Source organism: Enterobacter asburiae, assembly GCF_007035645.1.
Classification (GTDB): Bacteria; Pseudomonadota; Gammaproteobacteria; order Enterobacterales; family Enterobacteriaceae; genus Enterobacter; species Enterobacter asburiae_B.
This window is the reverse complement of the sequence record NZ_AP019632.1, coordinates 3610814-3634057: the sequence shown is the minus strand read 5'-3', so window position 1 is coordinate 3634057 and position 23244 is coordinate 3610814. Positions and strand designations below refer to the sequence as shown.

The following is a 23244-nucleotide window of genomic DNA, read 5'->3' as shown; positions in this document are numbered from 1 at the left end:
CATGATGACCAAAGCGCTTGATTTTACATCCGGTTACGCTTCACGCCGCCCGCCAATGATGGGCCGTAACGCCGTCGCCACGTCGCAACCGCTGGCGGCGCAGGCGGGAATGAAAATGCTGCAGCTGGGCGGCAACGCCGTGGATGCGGCGATTGCCACCGCGATGGCGCTGACGGTGGTTGAGCCGACCGGCAACGGGATCGGCAGCGACGCCTTTGCCATCGTCTGGGACGGCGAAAAGCTGCACGGCCTCAACGCGTCCGGTCGTTCGCCTGCGAGCTGGCATGCGGATCTGTTTGCCGGTAAAACCGCGGTGCCGGAAATTGGCTGGGACGCGGTGACCGTGCCGGGTGCGGTATCCGGCTGGGTCGCGCTGGCGGAACGCTTCGGCACGCTGCCGCTGACCACCCTGGCGCAGCCAGCCATTGACTACGCGCGCAACGGTTTCCCTGTCTCCCCGCTGATTGGCCATCTCTGGCAGCGCGGCTATAGCAAGCTGAAAGATCAGCCGGGCTTCAGCGCCTGCTTCGCGCCGGAAGGCCGCGCCCCGCGCGTGGGGGAAATCTTCCGTAACCCGGCGCAGGCGAACTCGCTGGAGCTGATTGCCCGCACCAACGGTGAAGCCTTTTACCGCGGCGAGCTGGCGCAGAAAATTGCCGCTTTCGCCAAAGAACACGGCGCGCACCTGACGGCTGAAGATCTGGCAAACCATCGTGTGGACTGGGTAGAGCTGCTGTCGCGCGACTTCGCGGGCGGTTCGGTGCAGGAATTGCCACCAAACGGCCAGGGGATCGCCACGCTGATTGCGCTCGGTATTCTGGAGCAGTGCGGCATTGAGAAGCATCATCCGGATTCAGTGCAGTCCCTGCACCTGTCCATTGAGGCGATGAAGCTGGCGCTGGCGGATCTCGACCGCTACGTGGCGGATGAAGACCATATGGCGTTCGCGGCGAAAGAGCTGCTGAGCGACCATTATCTGAAGTCGCGCGCGGCGCTTATCAATCACGAGCACGCCTCTGATTTCGTTTACGGTTCCCCGACGCAGAGCGGCACGGTCTACATCAGCACCGCCGACGCCAGCGGGATGATGGTTTCGTTTATTCAGTCCAACTACATGGGCTTCGGTTCAGGCATTGTGGTGCCGGATACGGGGATTAGCCTGCAAAACCGGGGCTGCGGGTTTGTGCTGGATCCCAATCACCCGAACGCGCTGGCGGGCAGCAAGCGACCGTTCCACACCATCATTCCGGGCTTTGCGATGGACGGCAACGGCCAGCCGCTGATGTCTTTCGGCGTGATGGGCGGGCCGATGCAGGCGCAGGGGCACATGCAGATGGCGCTGCGCATTATGCTGCACGGGCAAAACCCGCAGGCGGCAATTGATGCCCCGCGCTGGCGCGTGGTGCAGGGCAGGGAGGTGATCGTTGAATCGACCTTCGATCGCAATACCATCGCCGCGCTGCGCGAGCGGGGTCACCAGATCGTGGTGGAAGATCCGCTTCAGGATTACAACTTCGGCGGGGCGCAGGTGATTTACCGTCTGCCGGAAGGGCACTACGTTGCCGCGACGGAAAGCCGCAAAGACGGGCAGGCGCTGGTGAGTTAATGTTTTATCCTCCCTCTCCCGTTGGGAGAGGGGCGGAGTGAGGGGAAAATTTCAGCCAATGCTAAACGGATCCGCATCCTGCCAGGCCGGAAACTTCTCGCGGTACTCCTGCAGCGCCGTCAGCGACAGCTCGGCATCAATGCGCGTCGCCTGATGCGGCTCGGCGGTGGCAATGATCTCGCCCTGCGGATTCACCACCCGGCTGTCGCCGCGGTAGTGATGCCCGTTGCCGTCGGTTCCCACGCGGTTACAGCCCACCACGTACGCCTGGTTCTCAATCGCGCGCGCTACCAGCAGCGATTGCCAGTGGAGGGAGCGCGGTGCAGGCCAGTTGGCAACATACAGCGCCAGGTCGTAATCGTTGCGGTTGCGCGACCACACCGGGAAGCGCAGGTCGTAGCAGACCAGCGGCAAAATACGCCAGCCGCGCCACTCGAACACCACGCGCTCGTGACCCGCTTCATAGTGATGATGCTCATCCGCCATGCGGAACAGGTGGCGTTTATCGTAAAAATGCACTTTCCCTTCCGGCTCCACCAGCAGGAAGCGGTTCACCGGCCCGCGATCCGTTTGCAGGGCGGCGCTCCCGGCGATCAGCGCGTTGGTCTGCTGCGCTTTGGCATGCATCCAGGCCACCACCTCATCCTGCGGCATTGACTGTTGTGCCGCTTCCATGGCGAAGCCGGTCGTGAACATCTCCGGCAGGACAATCACATCGCGCCCGGTAATCTCTTCCAGTTGACGATCAAAGTGGCGCAGGTTGGCGGGGCCATCCATCCACACTAAAGGTTGCTGCAAAATAGAAATCTTCAAACCAGGCACGATACAGACTCCTCAAAAGACCGCTTTTTGACACTGTAGCACGTCATTACGAGAAAATGTGGCAATAAAAAACCCCGCGAGAGGCGGGGTTTGTATAAGCGAAACGCGTTACGCCGCTTCAGGTTTGCGGTGCTTCTCCGGGAGCTTTACCGGCTGCGTCGCCAGCTCGTCCGGCTCGAAATCATCCACGTTAATGCTGCGCAGACGGCTCTCTTCGGCTTTCACCAGCAGCGCGGCTTCATCTTTATTGATAATGCCGCCGGCGAGCGCCTGTTTTGCCAGTTCGTCCAGACGGGTAAACGGCAGGTTTTTGCCCAGCTGTTTACAGATCTTCTGGTGAATCGGATCGGCAGCCATCACGTCCAGCAGCGCCTCTTCCAGCAGACCCACCGGGTTATGCGGCGTCGGCGTCAGATACTGACCACGACCGATACGGGAGCGGGTTGCGCTCGGTACCTGCAGGATCTTCGCCACCTTGTGGTCCAGCTTGTCGGACGGCGCAAGGTGGTGACGTCCGGTCGGGAAGATCACCGCGCGCAGGGCTCCCGCCACGAAGCGGTTCGGGAAGTTCGCCAGCAGGTCGTCAATCGCCTGTTCAGCCTGATACATCGCATCCTGAACGCCCCAGTGCACCAGCGGCAGATCCGCTTCCTGACGGCCTTCGTCGTCGTAGCGCTTCAGGACCGCAGAGGCCAGGAAGATCTGGCTCAGTACATCCCCCAGACGGGCAGAGATACGCTCGCGACGCTTCAGGCTTCCGCCCAACACCGCCATGGAGACGTCAGACAGCAGAGCCAGGTTGGCGCTCAGACGGTTCAGATGCTGGTAGTAACGTTTGGTCGCATCGCCGGTCGGCGTCGCGCTGGTAAGGCCGCGCGTCAGGCCCAGCCAGAAGCTGCGTACCTTGTTGCTGCCCACGTGACCGATATGTTTGAACAGCAGCTTATCGAAGGCATCCACGTCGTTGTTCTGCGCGGCGGCCATCTCTTCCAGCACGTACGGATGGCAGCGGATTGCGCCCTGACCAAAGATCATCATGCTGCGGGTCAGGATGTTTGCCCCTTCCACGGTGATGGCAATCGGTGCGCCCTGGTAGCCGCGCGCCAGGAAGTTGCCTTCGCCGAGCATAATGCCTTTACCGCCCGCGATATCCATAGCGTCAATGATCGACTGCTGCGCGCGGTGGGTACAGTGGTACTTCACAATTGCGGACAGCACGGCCGGTTTTTCGCCCAGCATAATGCCGTAGGTAATCAGAGAAGCCGCGGCATCCATTACGTAGGCGTTGCCCGCGATACGCGCCAGCGGCTCTTCGATACCTTCCATCTTGCCGATGGAGATTTTGAACTGACGGCGGATGTGGGCGTAAGCGCCAATCCCCATCGCGACCGACTTCAGACCGCCGGTTGAGTTCGACGGCAGGGTAATGCCGCGGCCCACAGACAGACATTCCACCAGCATACGCCAGCCCTGACCGGCCATTTTCGGACCGCCGATGATGTAGTCAATCGGCACAAAAATGTCCTGACCGCGGGTCGGACCGTTCTGGAACGGCACGTTCAGCGGGAAGTGACGGCGACCAATTTCAACGCCTGGGGTAGAGGTTGGGATCAGCGCACAGGTAATGCCCAGATCTTCTTCGCCGCCCAGCAGTTTTTCCGGGTCAGAGAGCTTAAAGGCCAGACCCAGAACGGTGGCGATTGGCGCCAGGGTGATATAACGCTTGTTCCAGGTCAGGCGCATGCCCAGCACCTGCTCGCCCTGCCACTCGCCCATGCAGACCACGCCGGTATCCGGGATCGCGCCTGCATCGGAACCCGCTTCCGGGCTGGTCAGCGCGAAGCAAGGGATTTCCTGACCGCGTGCCAGACGCGGCAAGTAGTGATCTTTCTGCTCTTCCGTACCGTAATGCTGCAGCAGTTCGCCCGGGCCTAAGGAGTTAGGCACGCCAACGGTAATCGCCAGGATCCCGGAGACGCCCGCCAGCTTTTGCAGGACGCGAGCCTGAGCGTAAGCGGAGAATTCCAGGCCGCCATACTCTTTCTTGATGATCATCGCGAAGAAGCGATGTTCTTTCAGATACGCCCACAGCTCTGGCGGCAGATCGGCCATTTCATGGGTGATGGCAAAGTCGTTTGCCATGCGGCACGCTTCTTCCACCGGGCCGTCAATAAAGGCCTGCTCTTCAGCGGTCAGACGCGGCTGCGGATAGTTATGCAGCTTTTTCCAGTCCGGGTTGCCCTGGAACAGATCGCCTTCCCACCAGGTGGTGCCCGCGTCAATCGCTTCTTTTTCAGTACGCGACATGGGCGGCATCACTTTGCGAAAGCCCTTGAACACCGGCGCAGAGATCATTGATTTACGCATCGGGGCCAGGTTAAACGGCAGAAGGATGATGGCAAGAGGGACTAAAAGCCAGATATTCCAGAGACCTGCGACGCCAAGCGCAGCCGTCCAGGCCAGAAGAATCAGGCTGCTCAGGAATAAACTTACGCGGTGATAGAACAACACACCGAGCAGTACAACGGTTGCGAGAATGCTCAAAATCATCATAAAGAAAAGCTCCCTTGCTTGTAGGAGGTCTGACCACTTGTGATGATATGGTTGTAGTTGATGTTATTTCCTTTAGCAATGTGTTTACAAAATAATTACAACCTGGTTCACATTGTTCGCGTTTTAGCCGGCACAAAAAATCAAAACGCCGGACGATTCGCATGGCTTTAGCTTCTCGCTTTTCCCGCTATCCGGTACACTCCACTGTGTTATTTCATCAATACTGAAGGATTATCCTCATGTACCAGGATCTTATTCGTAACGAACTGAACGAAGCGGCGGAAACGCTGGCGAACTTTCTGAAAGATGATGCCAATATTCACGCTATTCAGCGCGCAGCGGTCCTGCTTGCCGACAGCTTCAAAGCCGGTGGCAAAGTGCTTTCCTGCGGTAACGGCGGTTCCCACTGCGACGCTATGCACTTCGCAGAAGAGCTGACCGGACGCTATCGCGAAAACCGCCCGGGCTACCCGGCGATTGCGATTTCAGACGTGAGCCACATCTCCTGCGTAGGCAACGACTTCGGTTACGACCACATCTTCTCCCGCTACGTTGAAGCGGTAGGCCGTGAAGGCGACGTGCTGCTGGGGATCTCTACCTCTGGTAACTCCGGTAACGTGATCAAAGCGATCGCCGCCGCGCGTGAAAAAGGGATGAAAGTCATCACCCTGACCGGTAAAGATGGCGGTAAGATGGACGGTACGGCGGATGTCGAAATTCGCGTTCCGCACTTCGGTTATGCTGACCGTATTCAGGAAATTCACATCAAAGTGATCCACATCCTGATCCAGCTGATCGAAAAAGAGATGGTTAAGTAAGACTTCGCTGGGGGGCTCCGGTGCCCCCCGCTGTTGTGGAGGTGTTGTATGTGCGAACTGCTCGGGATGAGCGCCAATGTGCCAACCGATATCTGCTTTAGCTTCACCGGGCTGGTTCAGCGCGGTGGAGGAACCGGGCCGCATAAAGACGGCTGGGGCATCACCTTTTACGAAGGCAAAGGGTGTCGCACGTTCAAAGATCCACAGCCCAGCTTTAACTCACCGATTGCCAAACTGGTTCAGGACTACCCGATCAAGTCCCGCTCGGTAATCGCCCACATCCGTCAGGCCAACCGTGGCGAAGTGGCGCTGGAAAATACCCATCCGTTTACCCGTGAACTGTGGGGCCGTAACTGGACCTACGCGCACAACGGGCAGCTCACGGGCTATAAGTCGCTGGAGACGGGCAATTTCCGCCCGGTCGGCGAGACGGACAGCGAAAAAGCCTTCTGCTGGCTGCTGCACAAGCTGACGGAGCGCTATCCCCGTACGCCCGGCAACATGACTGCCGTGTTCAAATACATCGCGACGCTGGCGTCTGAACTGCGTGAAAAAGGCGTGTTCAACATGCTGCTCTCTGATGGCCGCTATGTGATGGCGTTCTGCTCGACGAATCTGTTCTGGATCACCCGCCGTGCGCCGTTTGGCGTTGCGACGCTGCTCGATCAGGATGTGGAGATAGACTTTCAGAAGGAGACCACACCGAACGATGTGGTCACTGTTATCGCAACGCAGCCGCTGACGGGCAACGAAACCTGGCAAAAGATTATGCCAGGCGAGTGGGTGCTATTTTGTCTCGGGGACCGTGTAATTTGACGCCAGCTGTGGATGGACGACTTCGTGGCTCAGCGGTTTGCTGACCACGTAACGGCCATCGACGATAGAGACCACGGGTGGCTTGTGGGTCTGCTCAAAGTAGTCGTAACCCGGCTTCAGCTGTTTCCAGAAATCCGCGTAGTATGAGTACTTGTGACGCGTCATGTTGGCGTCCGTCATGCGGAACGGATAGATGCTGACCTGTACGTTAGGCTGCCCAAAGACCAGCGCGCCCGTCACGAACTGGAAAATCTCATCAATGCCGGAGTCGGTCATCGCATAACAGCCGATAGACACGCAGGCGCCGTGGATCATCAGATATTTACCTTCATAACCGTGTGCACGGTCATAGGCATTCGGGAAGCCGATGTTAATGGCTTTATAGAAGCGGCTGTCAGGCTTGAGCTGGCTGCGCTGAACGTTGTAGAACCCTTCCGGACTTTTGAAGTCGCCCTGACGCTGTTTTGGCCCCAGTCCGCCGGAGTAGTTACAAATTTTGTAACTATCAAGCAGCTGATATGTCTCGCCCATTTTGACAAACAGATCGAGAGTGCGCTCTTCCTTGAAGATCTGAATATAAACCGGCGATCCCATTAACTGCTGTTTATATTCCTTGCTGACCGGCGTCGTTGAGCTATTACTGCTGAGCAGTCCGGCAAACGACATGCACGGCATCAGAAGCATCGCAATGAACAATGCGATTTTACGCATACTACTAGTTCCTTGATAAAACCATGACCAACTTGCCAGGACGGCAAAAGAGACCCGAAATCAGATTATTCTGTTAGGAGCGCTCACATTAGCACCGCTATAGATTTTCGCAAGAGCCGGGCGGTGAGTTTACAAATTAGTTTTACTTTATAAACCATCAAAATTGCGATGGCTCCAGGAACTTTGCGCATTAGCTCGCAATTTGGCGCGCGCGACGGCGGATTCCCTGCCCGCGTGAAGGGGAAAATGCTACACTTCGCGCCCACTGGATTGTTGTTCATGGAAACCTGCTAACCACATGTTTAAAATTAAAAAAGGACTTGATCTGCCGATTGCAGGCGTGCCAGCGCAGCACGTTTCGACAGGCGCAAGTGTCCGTCATGTCGCCATTGTGGGCGAAGACTACCTGGGTATGCGTCCTTCAATGCTGGTACAGGAGGGCGATCGCGTTATCAAAGGACAGACGCTCTTTGAGGACAAAAAAAATCCCGGCGTGATGTTCACGGCCCCCGCGAGCGGCACCGTTGTGGCCATCAACCGTGGCGAACGGCGCGTTCTGCAGTCGGTGGTTATCCGCATTGAGGGCGATGAAAAGCGTGAATTTGCCCATTACGATATAGCAGAACTCGCGTCGCTGAACCGCGACGCCGTTCAGGATCAGCTCCTGGCATCCGGTTTATGGACCGCGCTTCGTACGCGCCCCTTCAGCAAATCCCCTGTTCCGGGCACGGAACCGGCCGCGATTTTCGTCACGGCCATCGACACCAACCCGCTCAGCGTGGACCCGGAACCGGTTATCCTGGCGCAGCGAAAAGCTTTTGATGCAGGACTCACTATTCTAACCCGCCTCACGCCCGGAAAAGTGCACGTTTGCCAGGCCGGCGGCGGCAAGCCTGGCGGGCATCCGCAGGGGCAGGTCACGTTTAATGAATTTTCTGGCCCGCATCCGGCGGGGCTGGTCGGGACGCACATCCATTTCCTTGAGCCAGTCAGCCTGACGAAACAGGTCTGGCACCTTAACTATCAGGACGTCATCGCCATCGGTAAGCTCTTTACTACGGGTGAGCTCTGCGCTGAACGGATAATCGCCATCGGCGGACCGCAGGCTGCAAATCCGCGCCTGGTGAAGACGCTGCTGGGTGCTGACATCAACGAACTGCTGGTGGGGGAAACGAAAGAGGGCGAAAACCGCCTGATTTCCGGCTCGGTCCTCAGCGGCCGCCATGCGGCCAATGCGCACGCGTACCTGGGACGCTTCCATTTGCAGGTCAGCATTGTGCAGGAAGGGCGTGAGAAAGAGCTGTTTGGCTGGGTTCTGCCAGGCGCGGAAAAATACTCCGTCACCCGAACAACGTTGGGCCACTTCCTGCGTAATAAGCTGTTTAGCTTCTCAACCAGTACGCACGGCGGCGAGCGCGCCATGGTCCCGATTGGCAACTACGAGCGCGTCATGCCGCTGGATATTCTGCCCACCGTGCTGCTGCGCGATCTGCTTGCTGGCGATACCGACGGCGCGCAGGCTCTGGGCTGTCTGGAGCTTGACGAAGAAGATCTGGCGCTCTGTACCTATGTCTGTCCGGGCAAATATGAATATGGACCGGTATTGCGCGAGGTGTTAACCCGCATTGAGCAGGAAGGATAACCGATGGGCTTAAAACACCTCTTTGAAAAAATTGAGCCGCACTTTACCGAAGGAAAGCTCAAAAAGTACTACCCGCTGTATGAAGCAACGACGACCATTTTCTACACGCCGGGGCTGGTGACGAAAGGGGCGGCGCACGTTCGTGATGCTATCGACCTGAAACGCATGATGATCCTGGTGTGGTTTGCGGTCTTCCCGGCGATGTTCTGGGGAATGTACAACGTCGGCCTGCAGACCATTCCGGCGCTGCACCACATGTACGATGCACAGCAGCTGGCGCAGGTGATCCAGTCCGACTGGCACTACCGTCTGGCCCAGTCGTTAGGGGTGAGCTTCGCCGCAGACGCGGGCTGGCTGAGCATGATGACGCTGGGCGCGGTGTTCTTCCTGCCGATTTACATCACGGTATTTGTCGTGGGCGGCTTCTGGGAAGTGCTGTTTGCCATCATCCGTAAACATGAGATCAACGAAGGCTTCTTCGTGACCTCTATTCTGTTTGCCCTGATTGTTCCCCCGACGCTACCGCTCTGGCAGGCGGCGCTTGGCATCAGCTTCGGCGTGGTGATTGCCAAAGAGATCTTCGGCGGCACCGGGCGGAACTTCCTCAACCCGGCGCTGGCGGGACGCGCGTTTCTGTTCTTTGCTTATCCGGCGCAAATCTCGGGCGACCTCGTGTGGACGGCGGCAGACGGTTTTTCCGGCGCGACGCCGCTTTCACAGTGGGCGGCACACGGCGGCGAAACGCTGGTTAACAACGCGACGGGTCAGCCAGTCACCTGGTTTGATGCCTTTATTGGCAACATTCCGGGCTCCATCGGAGAAGTCTCTACGCTGATGATTTTGCTTGGCGGCGCGATCATTCTTTTTGGTCGCGTGGCCTCCTGGCGGATCGTTGCGGGCGTGATGATCGGCATGGTGCTGACCGCCACCCTGTTCAACGTTATCGGTTCGACCACCAATCCGATGTTCTCCATGCCGTGGTACTGGCATCTGGTGCTGGGTGGCTTCGCGTTCGGCATGATGTTCATGGCGACGGACCCCGTCTCTGCCTCGTTTACAGACAAAGGTAAATGGAGCTATGGCGTGCTCATTGGCGCGATGTGCGTTCTGATCCGCGTGGTCAACCCGGCGTATCCGGAAGGGATGATGTTGGCCATTCTGTTTGCCAACCTGTTTGCACCGCTCTTCGATTACCTGGTGGTGCGGGCCAACATTAAGCGGAGGAAGGCGCGTGGCTGAGGTTAAAAATAACGACAGCATCAGCAAAACGCTGCTGGTGGTGCTGGTGCTCTGTCTGGTCTGTTCTATTGTCGTGGCCGGCTCTGCCGTGGGGTTAAAACCCCTGCAGCAGGAGCAACGTGCGCTGGATAAACAGCGCAACATCCTGGCCGTCGCCGGGCTGATGCAGGAAGGAATGAGCGCGGACGACGTTTCGGCCGTCTTTGCTGAACGTATTTCGGCGCGTCTGGTGGATTTAAAAACGGGTGAACTGCTGGATAAAGACCCGGCAAAATTCAACCAGGCGCTGGCGCTTAAAGATCCGCAGATGAGCCTGACGCTGGAGGCATCGCAAGATCCCGCCGGGATTAAGCGTCGCAGCAACCTGGCCGAAATCTATCTGGTTCGCGATCCCCAAAAACGCATTCAGGAAGTGGTACTGCCTGTTTACGGTAACGGTCTGTGGTCAATGATGTACGCGTTTGTGGCCCTTGATACCGATGGGCGCACGGTCAAAGGCATTACGTATTACGACCAGGGCGAAACGCCGGGGCTGGGTGGCGAAGTTGAAAACCCTAACTGGCGGGCACAGTTTGTCGGCAAAAAAGTGCTCGACGATAACGGCCTGCCTGCGCTGAAGGTGATGAAAGGGGCGGCACGTCCCGGTGACGACTACGCCGTTGACGGGCTTTCCGGCGCTACGCTCACCTCAAAAGGCGTGCAGCACAGTTTTGATTTCTGGATGGGCGAGCTGGGCTTTGGTCCTTTCCTGAAAAACGTACGTGAAGGAGCGCTGAACAATGGCTGATACCGGTGAACTGAAAGAAGTTAAAAAGGTGCTCGTTGGCCCACTGTTAGCCAATAACCCGATCACGCTCCAGGTGCTGGGTGTCTGTTCGGCTCTGGCTGTGACGACCAAGCTGGAAACGGCGGTTGTGATGACGCTGGCGGTCACGCTGGTCACGGCGTTCTCCAGCATGTTTATCTCGATGATCCGCCACCATATCCCCAACAGCGTGAGGATCATCGTACAGATGGCGATCATCGCCTCGCTGGTGATCGTGGTCGATCAGCTGCTGCGCGCCTTCGCCTATGAAACCTCCAAACAGCTCTCGGTGTTTGTCGGGCTGATTATCACCAACTGTATCGTCATGGGGCGTGCGGAAGCCTACGCCATGAAAATGCCGCCGCTGGCGAGCTTTATGGACGGCATCGGCAACGGCCTGGGCTACGGCGTGATCCTGCTGACCGTTGGGTTCCTGCGCGAGCTGATTGGCAGCGGCAAGCTGTTTGGCATCACGGTGCTGGACACGGTGCAGAACGGCGGCTGGTATCTGCCAAACGGCCTGTTCCTGCTGGCCCCTAGCGCATTTTTCATTATCGGTTTGTTGATCTGGCTGATTCGTACGCTGAAGCCAGAACAGCAGGAAAAGGAGTAACCGACGATGGCTCATTACCTGAGTTTGTTTGTGCGGGCGGTGTTTGTTGAAAACATGGCGCTCGCGTTTTTCCTCGGCATGTGTACGTTCCTTGCGGTTTCCAAAAAAGTGTCGACGGCATTTGGTCTCGGTATCGCGGTCACCGTGGTGCTCGGCTTATCTGTACCGATCAACAATCTGGTGTACAACTTTGTGCTGCGGGACGGCGCGCTGGTGGAAGGGGTTGATCTCAGCTTCCTGAACTTCATCACCTTTATCGGGGTGATCGCGGCGCTGGTGCAAATCCTCGAGATGATCCTCGATAAGTATTTCCCGTCGCTCTACAACGCGCTGGGGATCTTCCTGCCGCTGATCGCGGTGAACTGCGCCATCTTTGGCGGCGTCTCGTTTATGGTTCAGCGTGATTACAACTTCAGCGAATCCGTGGTGTACGGTTTTGGTTCCGGCATCGGCTGGATGCTGGCGATTGTCACCATGGCGGGGATCCGCGAGAAAATGAAATATGCCAACGTGCCTGCGGGTCTGCGTGGCCTGGGGATCACCTTTATCACCACCGGGCTGATGGCGCTGGGCTTTATGTCCTTCTCCGGTGTGCAGCTATAAGGGCAAACAGATGGAAATTATCCTTGGCGTGGTGATGTTCACGCTGATTGTACTGGTGCTGTCAGGGCTTATTCTGGCGGCGCGCGCGAAGCTGGTGAATTCCGGCGACGTGGTCATTGATATTAACGACGAGCCGCAGAATCAGATCCGCACGCCGGCCGGAGACAAGCTGCTCAACACGCTCTCCGGTAACGGCATTTTTGTCTCCTCAGCCTGCGGCGGCGGCGGTTCCTGCGGGCAGTGCCGCGTGACGGTAAAAGAGGGCGGCGGCGATATTCTGCCAACCGAACTGGCGCATATCACAAAGCGTGAGGCAAAAGAGGGCTGTCGTCTGGCCTGCCAGGTCGCGGTACGCCAGAACATGAAGATTGAGCTGCCGGAAGAGATCTTCGGCGTCAAAAAATGGGAGTGCGAGGTTATCTCTAATGATAACAAAGCCACCTTTATAAAAGAGCTGAAGCTGCGGGTGCCGGAAGGCGAGCATGTCCCGTTCCGCGCCGGAGGCTACATTCAGATCGAGTGCCCGGAGCACGCTGTGGCCTATGCGGACTTTGACGTTCCGCATGAGTACCGCGCCGACTGGGACAAATTCAATCTCTTCCGCTTTGTATCTGAGGTGAAAGAGCCGACGCTGCGCGCCTACTCGATGGCCAACTATCCGGAAGAGAAGGGCATTATCATGCTCAACGTGCGTATCGCCACGCCGCCACCGAATGTGCCGGATGCACCGCCGGGCGTCATGTCGTCATACATCTGGTCCCTGAAGCCTGGTGATAAGGTGACGATCTCCGGCCCGTTCGGGGAGTTCTTTGCGAAAGATACCGATGCGGAAATGGTCTTTATCGGCGGCGGTGCCGGTATGGCCCCGATGCGCTCGCACATCTTTGACCAGCTCAAGCGGCTGGGTAGCCAGCGTAAGATCAGCTTCTGGTACGGGGCGCGCTCGCTGCGCGAGATGTTCTATGAAGATGAGTTTGAACAGCTGGCGCGTGAAAACCCGAACTTTACCTTCCATGTGGCGCTTTCCGATCCGCAGCCGGAAGATAACTGGACGGGCTATACGGGGTTCATCCACAACGTGCTGTATGAAAACTACCTCAAACAGCACCCGGCGCCTGAGGACTGCGAGTTCTATATGTGTGGTCCGCCGATGATGAACGCCGCCGTGATTAAGATGCTGAAAGGTCTCGGTGTCGAAGATGAGAACATCATGCTCGATGACTTTGGAGGCTGATGATGCTGACGTTTCTGGCAACCTTTGTGGTGTTTGTGCTTGTCATCTTCGGCATGTCGTTAGGCTGGATCGTTAAGCGGAAAAGCATTCAGGGTAGCTGCGGCGGTATTTCATCTATTGGGATGGAAAAGGTTTGCGACTGTCCGGAACCGTGCGATGCGCGGAAGAAAAGGATGGCCCGCGAACAGCAGCGCATTATTTAATCTTTTGCAGGCCGGGTAAGGCAAAGCCGCCACCCGGCGTTCTCACATCTGCTTCTCAACCCTTATTTGTTTACTGTATACTTATCCAGTGATGAGTGAGGGCTTACTATGCGCAAAATAATCCATGTCGATATGGACTGCTTTTTTGCCGCAGTGGAGATGCGTGACAACCCGGCGCTGCGGGACATTCCCATCGCCATTGGCGGCAGCCGCGTTCAGCGTGGTGTCATCAGCACCGCCAACTATCCTGCGCGCAAATTTGGCGTGCGCAGCGCGATGCCGACGGCGATGGCCTTAAAGCTTTGCCCTCATCTCACGCTTCTGCCCGGCCGGTTTGAAGCCTATAAAGAGGCTTCCCTCCATATTCGGGAAATCTTCTCCCGCTATACCTCTCTGATAGAGCCGCTGTCGCTGGACGAAGCCTATCTGGATGTGACCGACAGCGTGCACTGCCACGGCTCCGCCACGCTGATGGCGCAGGAGATCCGCCAGACGATTTTCAACGAGCTGAATCTGACGGCATCGGCGGGCGTCGCGCCCGTTAAATTCCTCGCCAAAATTGCCTCCGATTTAAATAAGCCCAACGGTCAATACGTCATCACGCCTGACGAGGTGCCGGCGTTTTTGAAAACGCTGCCGCTCGGCAAAATCCCCGGCGTGGGAAAAGTCTCCGCCGCAAAGCTGGAAAGCATGGGGCTACGGACCTGCGAAGACGTGCAGCGAAGCGATCTCGCCATGCTGCTCAAGCGCTTTGGAAAGTTTGGCCGCGTGCTGTGGGAGCGCAGCCAGGGAATTGACGATCGCGATGTGAACAGCGAGCGGCTGCGTAAATCCGTCGGCGTTGAGCGCACCCTCATTGAAGATATTCATGACTGGTCCGAATGCGAAACCATTATCACGGAACAGCTTTACCCTGAGCTGGAACGACGCTTAAGCAAGGTGAAGCCGGATCTGCTCATTGCCCGTCAGGGCATCAAGCTTAAATTCAACGACTTCCAGCAGACCACGCAGGAACACGTCTGGCCGCGTCTGAATAAAGACGATCTTATCGCGACGGCGAAAAAGGCATGGGAAGAGCGCCGGGGCGGGCGAGGGGTGAGGCTGGTGGGATTACACGTTACGCTGCTGGATCCGCAGCTAGAGCGCCAGCTGGTTCTGGGATTGTAAAAAAGCCCGGTGGCGCTACGCTTACCGGGCCTACGTTTTTCACCCTCTCCCTGAGGGAGAGGGCTGGGGTGAGGGTATTACTTAACTGGGATCGCTTTCAGCAGCTCAGTCAGCAGCGTCCAGTAGTGACCGACGCTTTCGATATGAACCTGCTCATCCGGCGAGTGCGGACCGGTAATGGTTGGCCCGATGGACACCATGTCCATGTCCGGATACGGTTTCTTGAACAGACCACATTCCAGACCGGCGTGGATCACCTGAATGTTCGGCGTGCTGTTGAACAGACGCTGATAGGTTTCACGCACCAGCGCCATCACCGGAGAACTTGCATCCGGCTGCCAGCCCGGGTAGCTGCCTTTGGCAGACGTTTTTGCGCCCGCCAGCGTGCCCAGAGATTCCAGCATGCTCACCACGTACTCTTTACCGCTGTCGATAAGGGAGCGGATCAGGCAGATGATTTCCGCGCTGTCGTCGCTCATGGTCACCACGCCCACGTTCAGTGAGGTTTCCACCACGCCTTTCGCCACGTCAGAGTTGCGGATCACGCCGTTTGGCGTCGCGTTCAGCAGCTGAACGAAGGTGTCACGAGACTGCGCGGTCAGCGCGGCTTTATCTGTAGAAACAGATTCCAGCACCACGGTCAGGTTTTTCTCTTTCGCCGACAGTTCGTTCTTCAGGATATCCAGGTATATGGTGGAGAGTTTTTTCAGCTCGTCCGCTTTTGCCGCTGGAACCGCTACGGTGGCGAAGGCTTCACGCGGGATCGCGTTACGCAGTGTACCGCCGTTGAAGTCTACCAGACGCAGATCCAGCTCGGCCGCATGGCCTGCCAGGAAGCGCGCCAGCAGCTTGTTGGCGTTACCCAGACCCAGGTGAATATCACCGCCGGAGTGGCCGCCTTTCAGCCCTTTCAGCGTCAGCTTGAAGGTCTGGAAGCCAGCAGGAATCGCTTCGCGCTTCAGCGGCAGGGTAGAGATGAAATCAATCCCGCCCGCGCAGCCCATGTAGATCTCGCCTTCTTCTTCAGAGTCGGTGTTGATCAGGATGTCCGCCTGCAGCCAGTTCGCCTGCAGACCGAACGCGCCGTCCATGCCCGCTTCTTCGGTCATGGTCAGCAGCACTTCCAGCGGACCGTGCTCAACGCTGTCGTCGGCCAGCACGGCCAGCGCAGAGGCCATACCGATGCCGTTATCCGCGCCCAGCGTGGTGCCGCGTGCTTTCACCCAGTCGCCGTCGATGTACGGTTGAATCGGGTCTTTGGTGAAGTCGTGAACGGTGTCGTTGTTCTTCTGTGGCACCATGTCCAGGTGCGCCTGCAGCACAACCGGTTTGCGGTTTTCCATGCCTGCGGTAGCCGGTTTGCGGATCAGAATGTTGCCAACATGGTCACGTTCAGCATGCAGACCTTTTTCCTTCGCCCAGCCCATAATATGTTCGGCAAGCTGTTCTTCGTGGTAGGAAGGGTGTGGAATGGAGCAGATTTTCGCAAAAATATCCCACAGCGGCTGCGGAGATAATTGAGACAGTTCAGACACGATAAGTCTCCTTGTCGAGGCGCTGCAAACAGGGTTGCAGGTCACAGGGTTAGCAGGTTAATAGTTACCACAAGTCAGGCTTGCGAGATGAAACTGAGAATACCACTTTCTCTGCTGGCTGGTAGCATAAAGCATGTAAAAACTCAGGCAGAGGGCGCTAAACACTGGTTTTTAGTGCGTCAGATCTCTATAATCTCGCGCAACCTATTTCCCCCTCGAACACTTTTTAAGCCGTATAAAAACAGGCTGGGACACTTCACATGAGCGAAAAATACGTCGTCACCTGGGACATGTTGCAGATTCACGCACGCAAACTGGCTGCGCGTCTGATGCCTTCCGAACAGTGGAAAGGCATTATTGCCGTCAGCCGTGGCGGTCTGGTACCGGGGGCGCTGCTGGCACGTGAGCTGGGTATTCGTCATGTCGATACCGTTTGCATCTCCAGCTATGACCATGACAACCAGCGCGAGCTGACCGTGCTGAAACGTGCGGAAGGCGACGGCGAAGGTTTCATCGTTATTGATGACCTGGTAGATACCGGTGGTACTGCGGTCGCTATCCGCGAAATGTATCCGAAAGCACATTTCGTCACTATCTTCGCGAAGCCTGCTGGCCGCCCGCTGGTTGACGATTACGTGATTGATATCCCGCAGGACACCTGGATTGAACAGCCATGGGATATGGGCGTGGTCTTCGTACCGCCTATTTCAGGCCGTTAATACCAGTACGTAACTTTACACGCCCGACTATGTCGGGCGTTGTTCTTTTTGGCCTGCCACGCGTTACAATAGTCTCTATACGACGTATTCATGGAGGCAACGCAATGACGCAGGCGAATCTCACCGAGACTCTCTTCAAACCCCGTTTCAAACACCCTGAAACGTCGACGCTGGTGCGTCGCTTCAATCCGGGTACCCAGCCTGCCGTCCAGTCCGCGTTAGACGGTAAAAACGTGCCTCACTGGTATCGCATGATTAACCGCCTGATGTGGATCTGGCGCGGTATTGACCCTCGTGAAATCCTTGATGTGCAGGCACGTATCGTGATGAGTGAATCTGAACGGACCGACAGCGAGCTTTACGATACGGTGGTGGGCTACCGTGGCGGAAACTGGATCTACGAGTGGTCTAAGCAGGCGATGCTCTGGCAGCAAAAAGCCAGCCAGGAAGAGGACGCCACGCGCAGCGGCAAGCACTGGCTGCATGCGGCCAATCTCTACGCCATCGCCGCGTATCCGCATCTGAAAGGTGATGAGCTGGCAGAGCAGGCCCAGGCGCTGGCGAACCGTGCTTATGAAGAGGCGGCGCAGCGTTTGCCGGGTCAAATGCGCGAGCTTGAGTTCAGCATTCCAGGTGGCGCACCCGTCACCGGGTTCCTGCATATGCCGGAAGGCGACGGCCCGTTCCCGACCGTCCTCATGTGCGGCGGGCTGGATTCGCTGCAAATTGATTATTACAGCCTGTATGAGCGCTACTTCGCACCAAAAGGGATCGCGATGCTGACGCTTGATATGCCTTCAATTGGTTTCTCATCCAAATGGAAACTGACTCAGGATTCGAGCCTGCTGCACCAGCATGCGCTCAAAGCGCTGGAAAACATTCCGTGGGTTGACCACACGCGCGTGGCGGCATTCGGCTTCCGTTTCGGCGCGAACGTCGCGGTGCGTCTGGCTTACCTTGAATCTTCTCGTCTGAAAGCCGTCGCCTGCCTCGGCCCGGTCGTACACGCTCTGCTCAGCGATCCTGCCCGCCAGGGGAGCGTACCTGAAATGTACCTTGATGTGCTGGCCAGTCGCCTTGGCATGCATGATGCATCAGACGAAGCGCTGCGCGTTGAGCTCAATCGCTACTCGTTAAAAACGCAGGGATTGCTGGGACGTCGCTGCCCAACGCCGATGCTGTCAGGGTTCTGGAAAAACGATCCGTTCAGCCCGGAAGAAGAGTCGCGATTAATCACTTCGTCATCTGCGGATGGCAAATTGCTTGAGGTGCCGTTCAGCCCGGTCTATCAGAATTTCGACAAATCGCTGAAAGAGATTACGCGCTGGATCGCTCAGAGATTGTGTTAATAGATTGCTAAATTTCGCTGGTTTGGTAAAACAGTGGCTTCACAAAAGGAGATCGCAATGACGTTACCGAGTGGACACCCGAAAAGTAGACTGATTAAGAAGTTTATGGCTCTCGGCCCGTATATTCGAGAAGAGCAGTGTGAAGAGAATCGCTTTTTTTTCGACTGCCTGGCTGTATGCGTCAACGTGAAGCCTGCACCCGAAAAACGTGAATTCTGGGGCTGGTGGATGGAAATGGAAGCAGAGGAAAAACGCTTTACGTATAGCTACCAGTTTGGCCTGTTTAATAAAGACGGCAACTGGCAGGCGACCACGATTAAAGATCAGGAAGTTATTGACCGCCTGGAATATACGCTAAAAGAGTTTCACGATAAGGCACGCGCACTGCTGGCTACCCTGGATCTCAAGTTCGAACCGGCGGATGACTTTTCCAGCGAAGCGGTGAAGCTGACTGCCTGATGGTCTTCTCCCTCTCCCCGTGGGAGAGGGTCGGGGTGAGGGCACCAGACCGCAAGAATCCCCGACAAAAAAAACCGGCATCAAGCCGGTTTTTTTATTTCACATCATCAGAACTGGTAGGTCATACCTACAGCAACGATGTCATCGCTGCTCACGCCCAGTTTATTTTTGTCGTCAATCTGGTTGATTTTATAATCAACAAAGGTGGACATATTTTTGTTGAAGTAATAGGTCGCGCCAACGTCAATATATTTCACCAGATCTTCGTCGCCAATACCTTCGATATCTTTGCCTTTAGACTGGACATAGCCCAGGGACGGGCGCAGACCAAAGTCGAACTGATATTGTGCGACAACTTCAAAGTTCTGCGCTTTATTTGCAAAGCCGCCGGAAATTGGCGTCATATTGCGGGTTTCAGAATACATTGCAGCCAGATAAATATCGTTCGCATCATATTTCAGACCGGTTGCCCAGGCTTCTGCTTTCTGACCCTGGCCACGTGCCAGCAGGTTCTGAGCATTGGTGCGGTCAGAGTTGGTGTAGGCGCCGCTGACGGCGAAATCGCTGCCGCCGAAGTCATAGGTCAGAGAGGTACCAAAACCGTCACCGTTCTGTTTTTTGGCGTCACGGTTTTCGTTTTTGCCCTGGTACTGCAGCGTCATGTCCAGACCGTCAACCGCGCCGAAGAAATCGGTGTTACGGTAGGTGGCCAGGCCGGTAGCACGCTTGGTCATGAAGTTATCGGTCTGCGCGGAAGAGTCGCCGCCGAACTCAGGGAACATATCGGTCCATGCTTCGACGTCATACAGGGCGCCCAGGTTACGACCATAATCCAGTGAACCAAAGTTTTTCAGCTTCAGGCCCGCAAACGCCAGACGCGTTTTCTGAGTAGAGTCGCTCTCGGCTTTGTTACCTGCAAATTCAGATTCCCAACGGCCATAGCCCGTCAGCTGATCGTTAATCTGCGTTTCGCCTTTAAAACCGAAACGAACGTAAGTCTGATCGCCATCTTTGGTGGCATCATCACTGATGTAGTGCATGGCTTTCACTTTGCCGTACACGTCCAGTTTATTACCATCTTTATTATAAACTTCAGCTGCGTGAACGGATGCAGAAGCCACTACGCCCATAACCATTAATGCCAGAGTGCTCTTTTTCATTTTCGATCCTGTCTTATAAACGCGCTAAAAAATTCGCTGGACGATAAGCTCATGCTTAAGTCCCGTGAAAAAACAGGAAGGGTTTTATCGTTCTGGAATGAAACTTTTATGACAAACTAAGAATAATTTTAAAAAACTGTGATTTATTATTTCGGTAATAAAATTGTCAAAATTTCCCGCTAGGCTTCCTGATCCCGCGCAACAAAGTGTTTCGCGATGTGCTAAGGCAGTTGGCAACGGGGCTGACTCCTGTTAAAACGTTCGTTCGACATTACTTTCCCTTATCGTTGAACGGCAGAGAATCATGAGTGACAGCCAGACGCTGGTGGTAAAACTCGGTACCAGTGTTTTAACAGGCGGATCGCGCCGCCTAAATCGCGCCCACATTGTTGAGCTTGTACGTCAGTGCGCTCAGCTACATGCCGCAGGGCATCGTATTGTGATTGTGACCTCCGGGGCGATTGCCGCCGGGCGTGAACACCTGGGTTACCCCGAACTCCCCGCGACGATCGCTTCCAAACAGCTGCTGGCCGCCGTGGGGCAAAGCCGACTCATTCAACTCTGGGAACAGCTGTTCTCCATATATGGTATTCACGTCGGGCAGATGCTGCTGACGCGTGCGGATATGGAAGACAGAGAGCGCTTCCTGAACGCCCGCGATACTCTGCGCGCGCTGCTGGACAACAACATTGTTCCGGTCATTAACGAGAACGATGCCGTTGCTACCGCTGAAATCAAAGTGGGTGATAACGATAACCTCTCGGCGCTGGCTGGGATTCTGGCCGGTGCCGATAAATTACTGCTTCTGACCGATCAGCAGGGGCTGTTTACCGCCGACCCGCGCTCGAATCCGGAAGCCGAGCTGATTACCGACGTTCAAGGCATCGACGATGCGCTGCGCGCCATCGCCGGTGACAGCGTTTCAGGCCTCGGAACGGGCGGAATGGGGACCAAGCTGCAGGCCGCTGACGTCGCGTGCCGCGCCGGTATCGACACCATCATTGCAGCGGGCAGCCGCCCTGGCGTGATTGGCGACGTAATGGAAGGCATCTCCGTCGGCACCCGCTTCCACGCCCAGGAATCCCCGCTGGAAAACCGCAAGCGCTGGATATTTGGCGCGCCTCCTGCTGGCGAACTCGTTGTCGATGAAGGGGCAACCGCCGCGATTCTGGAACGAGGAAGTTCATTGCTTCCTAAAGGAATTAAAAGCGTGACAGGCAACTTCTCCCGTGGTGAAGTGATCCGTATCCGTAACCTCGAAGGCCGCGACATCGCCCACGGCGTAAGCCGTTACAACAGCGACGCGCTGCGCCGCATCGCGGGTCACCACTCGCAGCAGATCGACGCCATTCTGGGCTATGAATATGGCCCGGTTGCCGTGCATCGCGATGACATGATTATTCGTTAAGGAGCCAGAACATGCTGGAACAAATGGGCGCTGCCGCGAAGGCTGCCTCTTACAAACTGGCGCTCCTTTCCAGCCGCGAGAAAAACCGCGTGCTGGAAAAAATCGCTGATTATCTGGAATCCCAGTCTCAGGAAATTTTGCTCTCCAACGAGCAGGATCTGCTGGAAGCCCGTCGTAACGGCTTGAGCGAAGCGATGCTCGACCGTCTGGCGCTGACGCCAGCACGCCTGAAAGGCATCGCCGACGATGTGCGTCAGGTCTGTAATCTGGCCGACCCGGTAGGGCAGGTGATCGACGGCGGGCTGCTCGACAGCGGTTTACGCCTGGAGCGCCGTCGCGTGCCGCTCGGCGTCATTGGCGTTATTTATGAAGCCCGTCCAAACGTGACGGTGGATGTCGCCTCCCTGTGCCTGAAAACCGGTAACGCCGCTATTCTGCGCGGTGGGAAAGAGACCTGGCGCACCAACGCCGCGACGGTGAAAGTCATTCAGCAGGCGCTGGAAGAGTGTGGCTTACCGGCGGGGGCCGTACAGGCGATCGAGAGCCCAGACCGCGCGCTGGTCAACGAAATGCTGCGCATGGACAAATACATCGACATGCTGATCCCACGCGGTGGCGCGGGCCTGCACAAGCTGTGCCGCGAGCAGTCGACGATCCCGGTGATCACCGGCGGTATCGGCGTGTGCCATATCGTGGTGGATGACAGCGCGGAGATTGAACCGGCGCTGAAGATTATCGTTAACGCGAAAACCCAGCGTCCAAGCACCTGTAACACCGTAGAAACGCTGCTGGTGCATCAGGATATTGCGAACAGCTTCCTGCCGGCCCTGAGCAAACAGATGGCAGAGAGCGGCGTGACGCTGCATGCTGACGCCAGCGCGCTCGCACTGCTTCAGGATGGCCCGGCTAACGTTGTTCCCGTAAAAGTGGAGCAGTACGACGACGAGTTCCTGTCACTGGATCTAAACGTGAAAATCGTTGCCGATCTCGACGACGCCATTGCGCACATCCGTGAACACGGGACGCAGCATTCTGACGCGATCCTGACGCGCACCTTGCGCAATGCCGATCGCTTCGTGAACGAAGTGGATTCTTCAGCAGTATATGTGAATGCCTCCACCCGCTTCACCGACGGTGGCCAGTTCGGCCTCGGCGCTGAGGTGGCGGTCAGCACGCAGAAACTGCACGCGCGCGGCCCGATGGGGCTGGAAGCGTTGACCACGTACAAGTGGATCGGCTTTGGCGACGATACGATTCGTGCGTAAATAATCACGGGTGATGCAAAAATAGCCGTTTGATTCAAAAGGGCATTGACGCATCACCCGGTTAGATCTAACCTTTTGCCCCGTGGTTACGCTCGTAACCGGCCTCTCAGGGCCGATATAGCTCAGTTGGTAGAGCAGCGCATTCGTAATGCGAAGGTCGTAGGTTCGACTCCTATTATCGGCACCATCCTCAATTCACACACGATTAATCCCACGCTTTGCGCGGCCAGGGACGGATTAAAGAGCTAATGGATGCTCTGCCACCGGACGAGCGACAAAAAGCATTAGAACTCCTACTGGCAGCCAAAGAGAGCCAGTGAACGGCTCGCCGGGAGTTACTGAAATTTTCCCGGCTTCGGTTCATTAAATTTCAGCTGCTTAAGAAAAAGTGTATATAAGAATCAGTTTGTTAAATTTTAAGTGTACCGTTAGTTAACATAAAAAATCTCACCTAAAATTTTATATCTCTTTACTATCAATATCTTAACTCAATTGATGAAGATGTTGGAGTAAAGCT

21 protein-coding genes and 1 tRNA gene are annotated in these 23244 nt (G+C 56.4%); 17 read left to right on the top strand and 5 right to left on the bottom strand.

Translation table 11 applies throughout. The annotated features are described in order from the left end of the window. Positions 1 to 4: 4 nt before the first annotated feature. Positions 5 to 1606: a gamma-glutamyltransferase family protein gene (locus tag FOY96_RS17395; protein WP_126786076.1), complete on the top strand. Its 1602-nt coding sequence runs from the start codon at positions 5 to 7 to the stop codon at positions 1604 to 1606. Positions 1607 to 1657: 51 nt separating this feature from the next. Here FOY96_RS17395 and FOY96_RS17390 read toward each other — a convergent pair whose 3' ends face one another. Continuing rightward, positions 1658 to 2428, bottom strand: a complete 771-nt coding sequence (locus FOY96_RS17390; RefSeq protein WP_039263863.1) for an amidohydrolase — start codon at positions 2426 to 2428, stop codon at positions 1658 to 1660. A gap of 108 nt (positions 2429 to 2536) precedes the next feature. Then, positions 2537 to 4981 carry an acyl-CoA dehydrogenase FadE gene (gene fadE, locus FOY96_RS17385; RefSeq protein ID WP_029739697.1) on the bottom strand — a complete coding sequence of 815 codons (2445 nt, stop codon included), beginning with the start codon at positions 4979 to 4981 and terminating at the stop codon, positions 2537 to 2539. 239 nt (positions 4982 to 5220) lie between these two features. On the opposite strand from fadE, the gene lpcA reads away from it, so the two are divergent. Further along, positions 5221 to 5799 (top strand): D-sedoheptulose 7-phosphate isomerase, encoded by a 579-nt coding sequence (gene lpcA, locus FOY96_RS17380; RefSeq protein WP_010427884.1) that lies wholly within the window; start codon positions 5221 to 5223, stop codon positions 5797 to 5799. A gap of 48 nt (positions 5800 to 5847) precedes the next feature. Continuing rightward, complete coding sequence (locus tag FOY96_RS17375; protein WP_023310496.1) at positions 5848 to 6615, top strand: class II glutamine amidotransferase; 768 nt, start codon at positions 5848 to 5850, stop codon at positions 6613 to 6615. On the opposite strand, the gene dpaA is transcribed toward FOY96_RS17375, so the two are convergent. Further along, positions 6586 to 7326, bottom strand: a complete 741-nt coding sequence (gene dpaA / locus FOY96_RS17370; protein WP_033144698.1) for a peptidoglycan meso-diaminopimelic acid protein amidase — start codon at positions 7324 to 7326, stop codon at positions 6586 to 6588. The genes FOY96_RS17375 and dpaA overlap by 30 nt on opposite strands. A gap of 298 nt (positions 7327 to 7624) precedes the next feature. Here dpaA and FOY96_RS17365 point away from each other — a divergent pair, with 298 nt between their 5' ends. The 8 genes from FOY96_RS17365 (at position 7625) to dinB (ending at position 14832) form a co-directional block, all read left to right on the top strand. Then, complete coding sequence (locus FOY96_RS17365; protein ID WP_143347499.1) at positions 7625 to 8968, top strand: Na(+)-translocating NADH-quinone reductase subunit A; 1344 nt, start codon at positions 7625 to 7627, stop codon at positions 8966 to 8968. A gap of 3 nt (positions 8969 to 8971) precedes the next feature. After that, on the top strand, positions 8972 to 10207 hold the full coding sequence (locus FOY96_RS17360; protein WP_029739701.1) for an NADH:ubiquinone reductase (Na(+)-transporting) subunit B: 1236 nt from the start codon (positions 8972 to 8974) through the stop codon (positions 10205 to 10207). Next, positions 10200 to 10994 carry a Na(+)-translocating NADH-quinone reductase subunit C gene (locus FOY96_RS17355; RefSeq protein WP_033144700.1) on the top strand — a complete coding sequence of 265 codons (795 nt, stop codon included), beginning with the start codon at positions 10200 to 10202 and terminating at the stop codon, positions 10992 to 10994. The genes FOY96_RS17360 and FOY96_RS17355 overlap by 8 nt, the downstream gene beginning before the upstream one ends. Then, positions 10987 to 11625: an NADH:ubiquinone reductase (Na(+)-transporting) subunit D gene (locus FOY96_RS17350; protein ID WP_033144701.1), complete on the top strand. Its 639-nt coding sequence runs from the start codon at positions 10987 to 10989 to the stop codon at positions 11623 to 11625. The genes FOY96_RS17355 and FOY96_RS17350 overlap by 8 nt, the downstream gene beginning before the upstream one ends. Before the next feature lie 6 nt (positions 11626 to 11631). Next, positions 11632 to 12228, top strand: coding sequence for an NADH:ubiquinone reductase (Na(+)-transporting) subunit E (nqrE, locus tag FOY96_RS17345; RefSeq protein ID WP_008500255.1), 597 nt, complete (start codon positions 11632 to 11634; stop codon positions 12226 to 12228). 10 nt (positions 12229 to 12238) lie between these two features. Then, positions 12239 to 13462: an NADH:ubiquinone reductase (Na(+)-transporting) subunit F gene (gene nqrF, locus FOY96_RS17340; RefSeq protein WP_047061186.1), complete on the top strand. Its 1224-nt coding sequence runs from the start codon at positions 12239 to 12241 to the stop codon at positions 13460 to 13462. Then, positions 13462 to 13665, top strand: coding sequence for a (Na+)-NQR maturation NqrM (gene nqrM, locus FOY96_RS17335; protein ID WP_023615899.1), 204 nt, complete (start codon positions 13462 to 13464; stop codon positions 13663 to 13665). Before nqrF ends, nqrM begins: the two co-directional genes overlap by 1 nt. A 108-nt stretch (positions 13666 to 13773) precedes the next feature. Continuing rightward, positions 13774 to 14832, top strand: coding sequence for a DNA polymerase IV (gene dinB / locus FOY96_RS17330; RefSeq protein ID WP_023334616.1), 1059 nt, complete (start codon positions 13774 to 13776; stop codon positions 14830 to 14832). 77 nt (positions 14833 to 14909) lie between these two features. Here dinB and pepD read toward each other — a convergent pair whose 3' ends face one another. Further along, on the bottom strand, positions 14910 to 16367 hold the full coding sequence (pepD, locus tag FOY96_RS17325; protein WP_143347498.1) for a cytosol nonspecific dipeptidase: 1458 nt from the start codon (positions 16365 to 16367) through the stop codon (positions 14910 to 14912). A 260-nt stretch (positions 16368 to 16627) separates the two neighbouring features. On the opposite strand from pepD, the gene gpt reads away from it, so the two are divergent. From gpt to crl, 3 genes are all read left to right on the top strand, one after another. Beyond that, the gene (gene gpt / locus FOY96_RS17320) at positions 16628 to 17086 is read left to right on the top strand and encodes a xanthine phosphoribosyltransferase (RefSeq protein WP_010427903.1); all 459 of its coding nucleotides are present in this window, start codon (positions 16628 to 16630) and stop codon (positions 17084 to 17086) included. A gap of 104 nt (positions 17087 to 17190) precedes the next feature. Next, positions 17191 to 18435: an esterase FrsA gene (gene frsA, locus FOY96_RS17315; RefSeq protein ID WP_109846588.1), complete on the top strand. Its 1245-nt coding sequence runs from the start codon at positions 17191 to 17193 to the stop codon at positions 18433 to 18435. Between the two features lie 57 nt (positions 18436 to 18492). Continuing rightward, complete coding sequence (gene crl, locus FOY96_RS17310) at positions 18493 to 18894, top strand: sigma factor-binding protein Crl (RefSeq protein ID WP_023310506.1); 402 nt, start codon at positions 18493 to 18495, stop codon at positions 18892 to 18894. A 107-nt stretch (positions 18895 to 19001) separates the two neighbouring features. Here crl and phoE read toward each other — a convergent pair whose 3' ends face one another. Next, positions 19002 to 20054, bottom strand: coding sequence for a phosphoporin PhoE (phoE, locus tag FOY96_RS17305; RefSeq protein WP_033144705.1), 1053 nt, complete (start codon positions 20052 to 20054; stop codon positions 19002 to 19004). A gap of 304 nt (positions 20055 to 20358) precedes the next feature. Here phoE and proB point away from each other — a divergent pair, with 304 nt between their 5' ends. From proB to FOY96_RS17290, 3 genes are all read left to right on the top strand, one after another. Next, positions 20359 to 21462: a glutamate 5-kinase gene (proB, locus tag FOY96_RS17300; protein WP_143347497.1), complete on the top strand. Its 1104-nt coding sequence runs from the start codon at positions 20359 to 20361 to the stop codon at positions 21460 to 21462. Between the two features lie 11 nt (positions 21463 to 21473). Beyond that, a complete protein-coding gene (proA, locus tag FOY96_RS17295; protein ID WP_143347496.1) occupies positions 21474 to 22727 on the top strand; it encodes a glutamate-5-semialdehyde dehydrogenase in 1254 nt (417 codons plus the stop codon). Positions 22728 to 22838: 111 nt separating this feature from the next. Beyond that, positions 22839 to 22914 (top strand) — tRNA-Thr (locus FOY96_RS17290). The last annotated feature ends 330 nt before the right edge of the window (positions 22915 to 23244 follow it).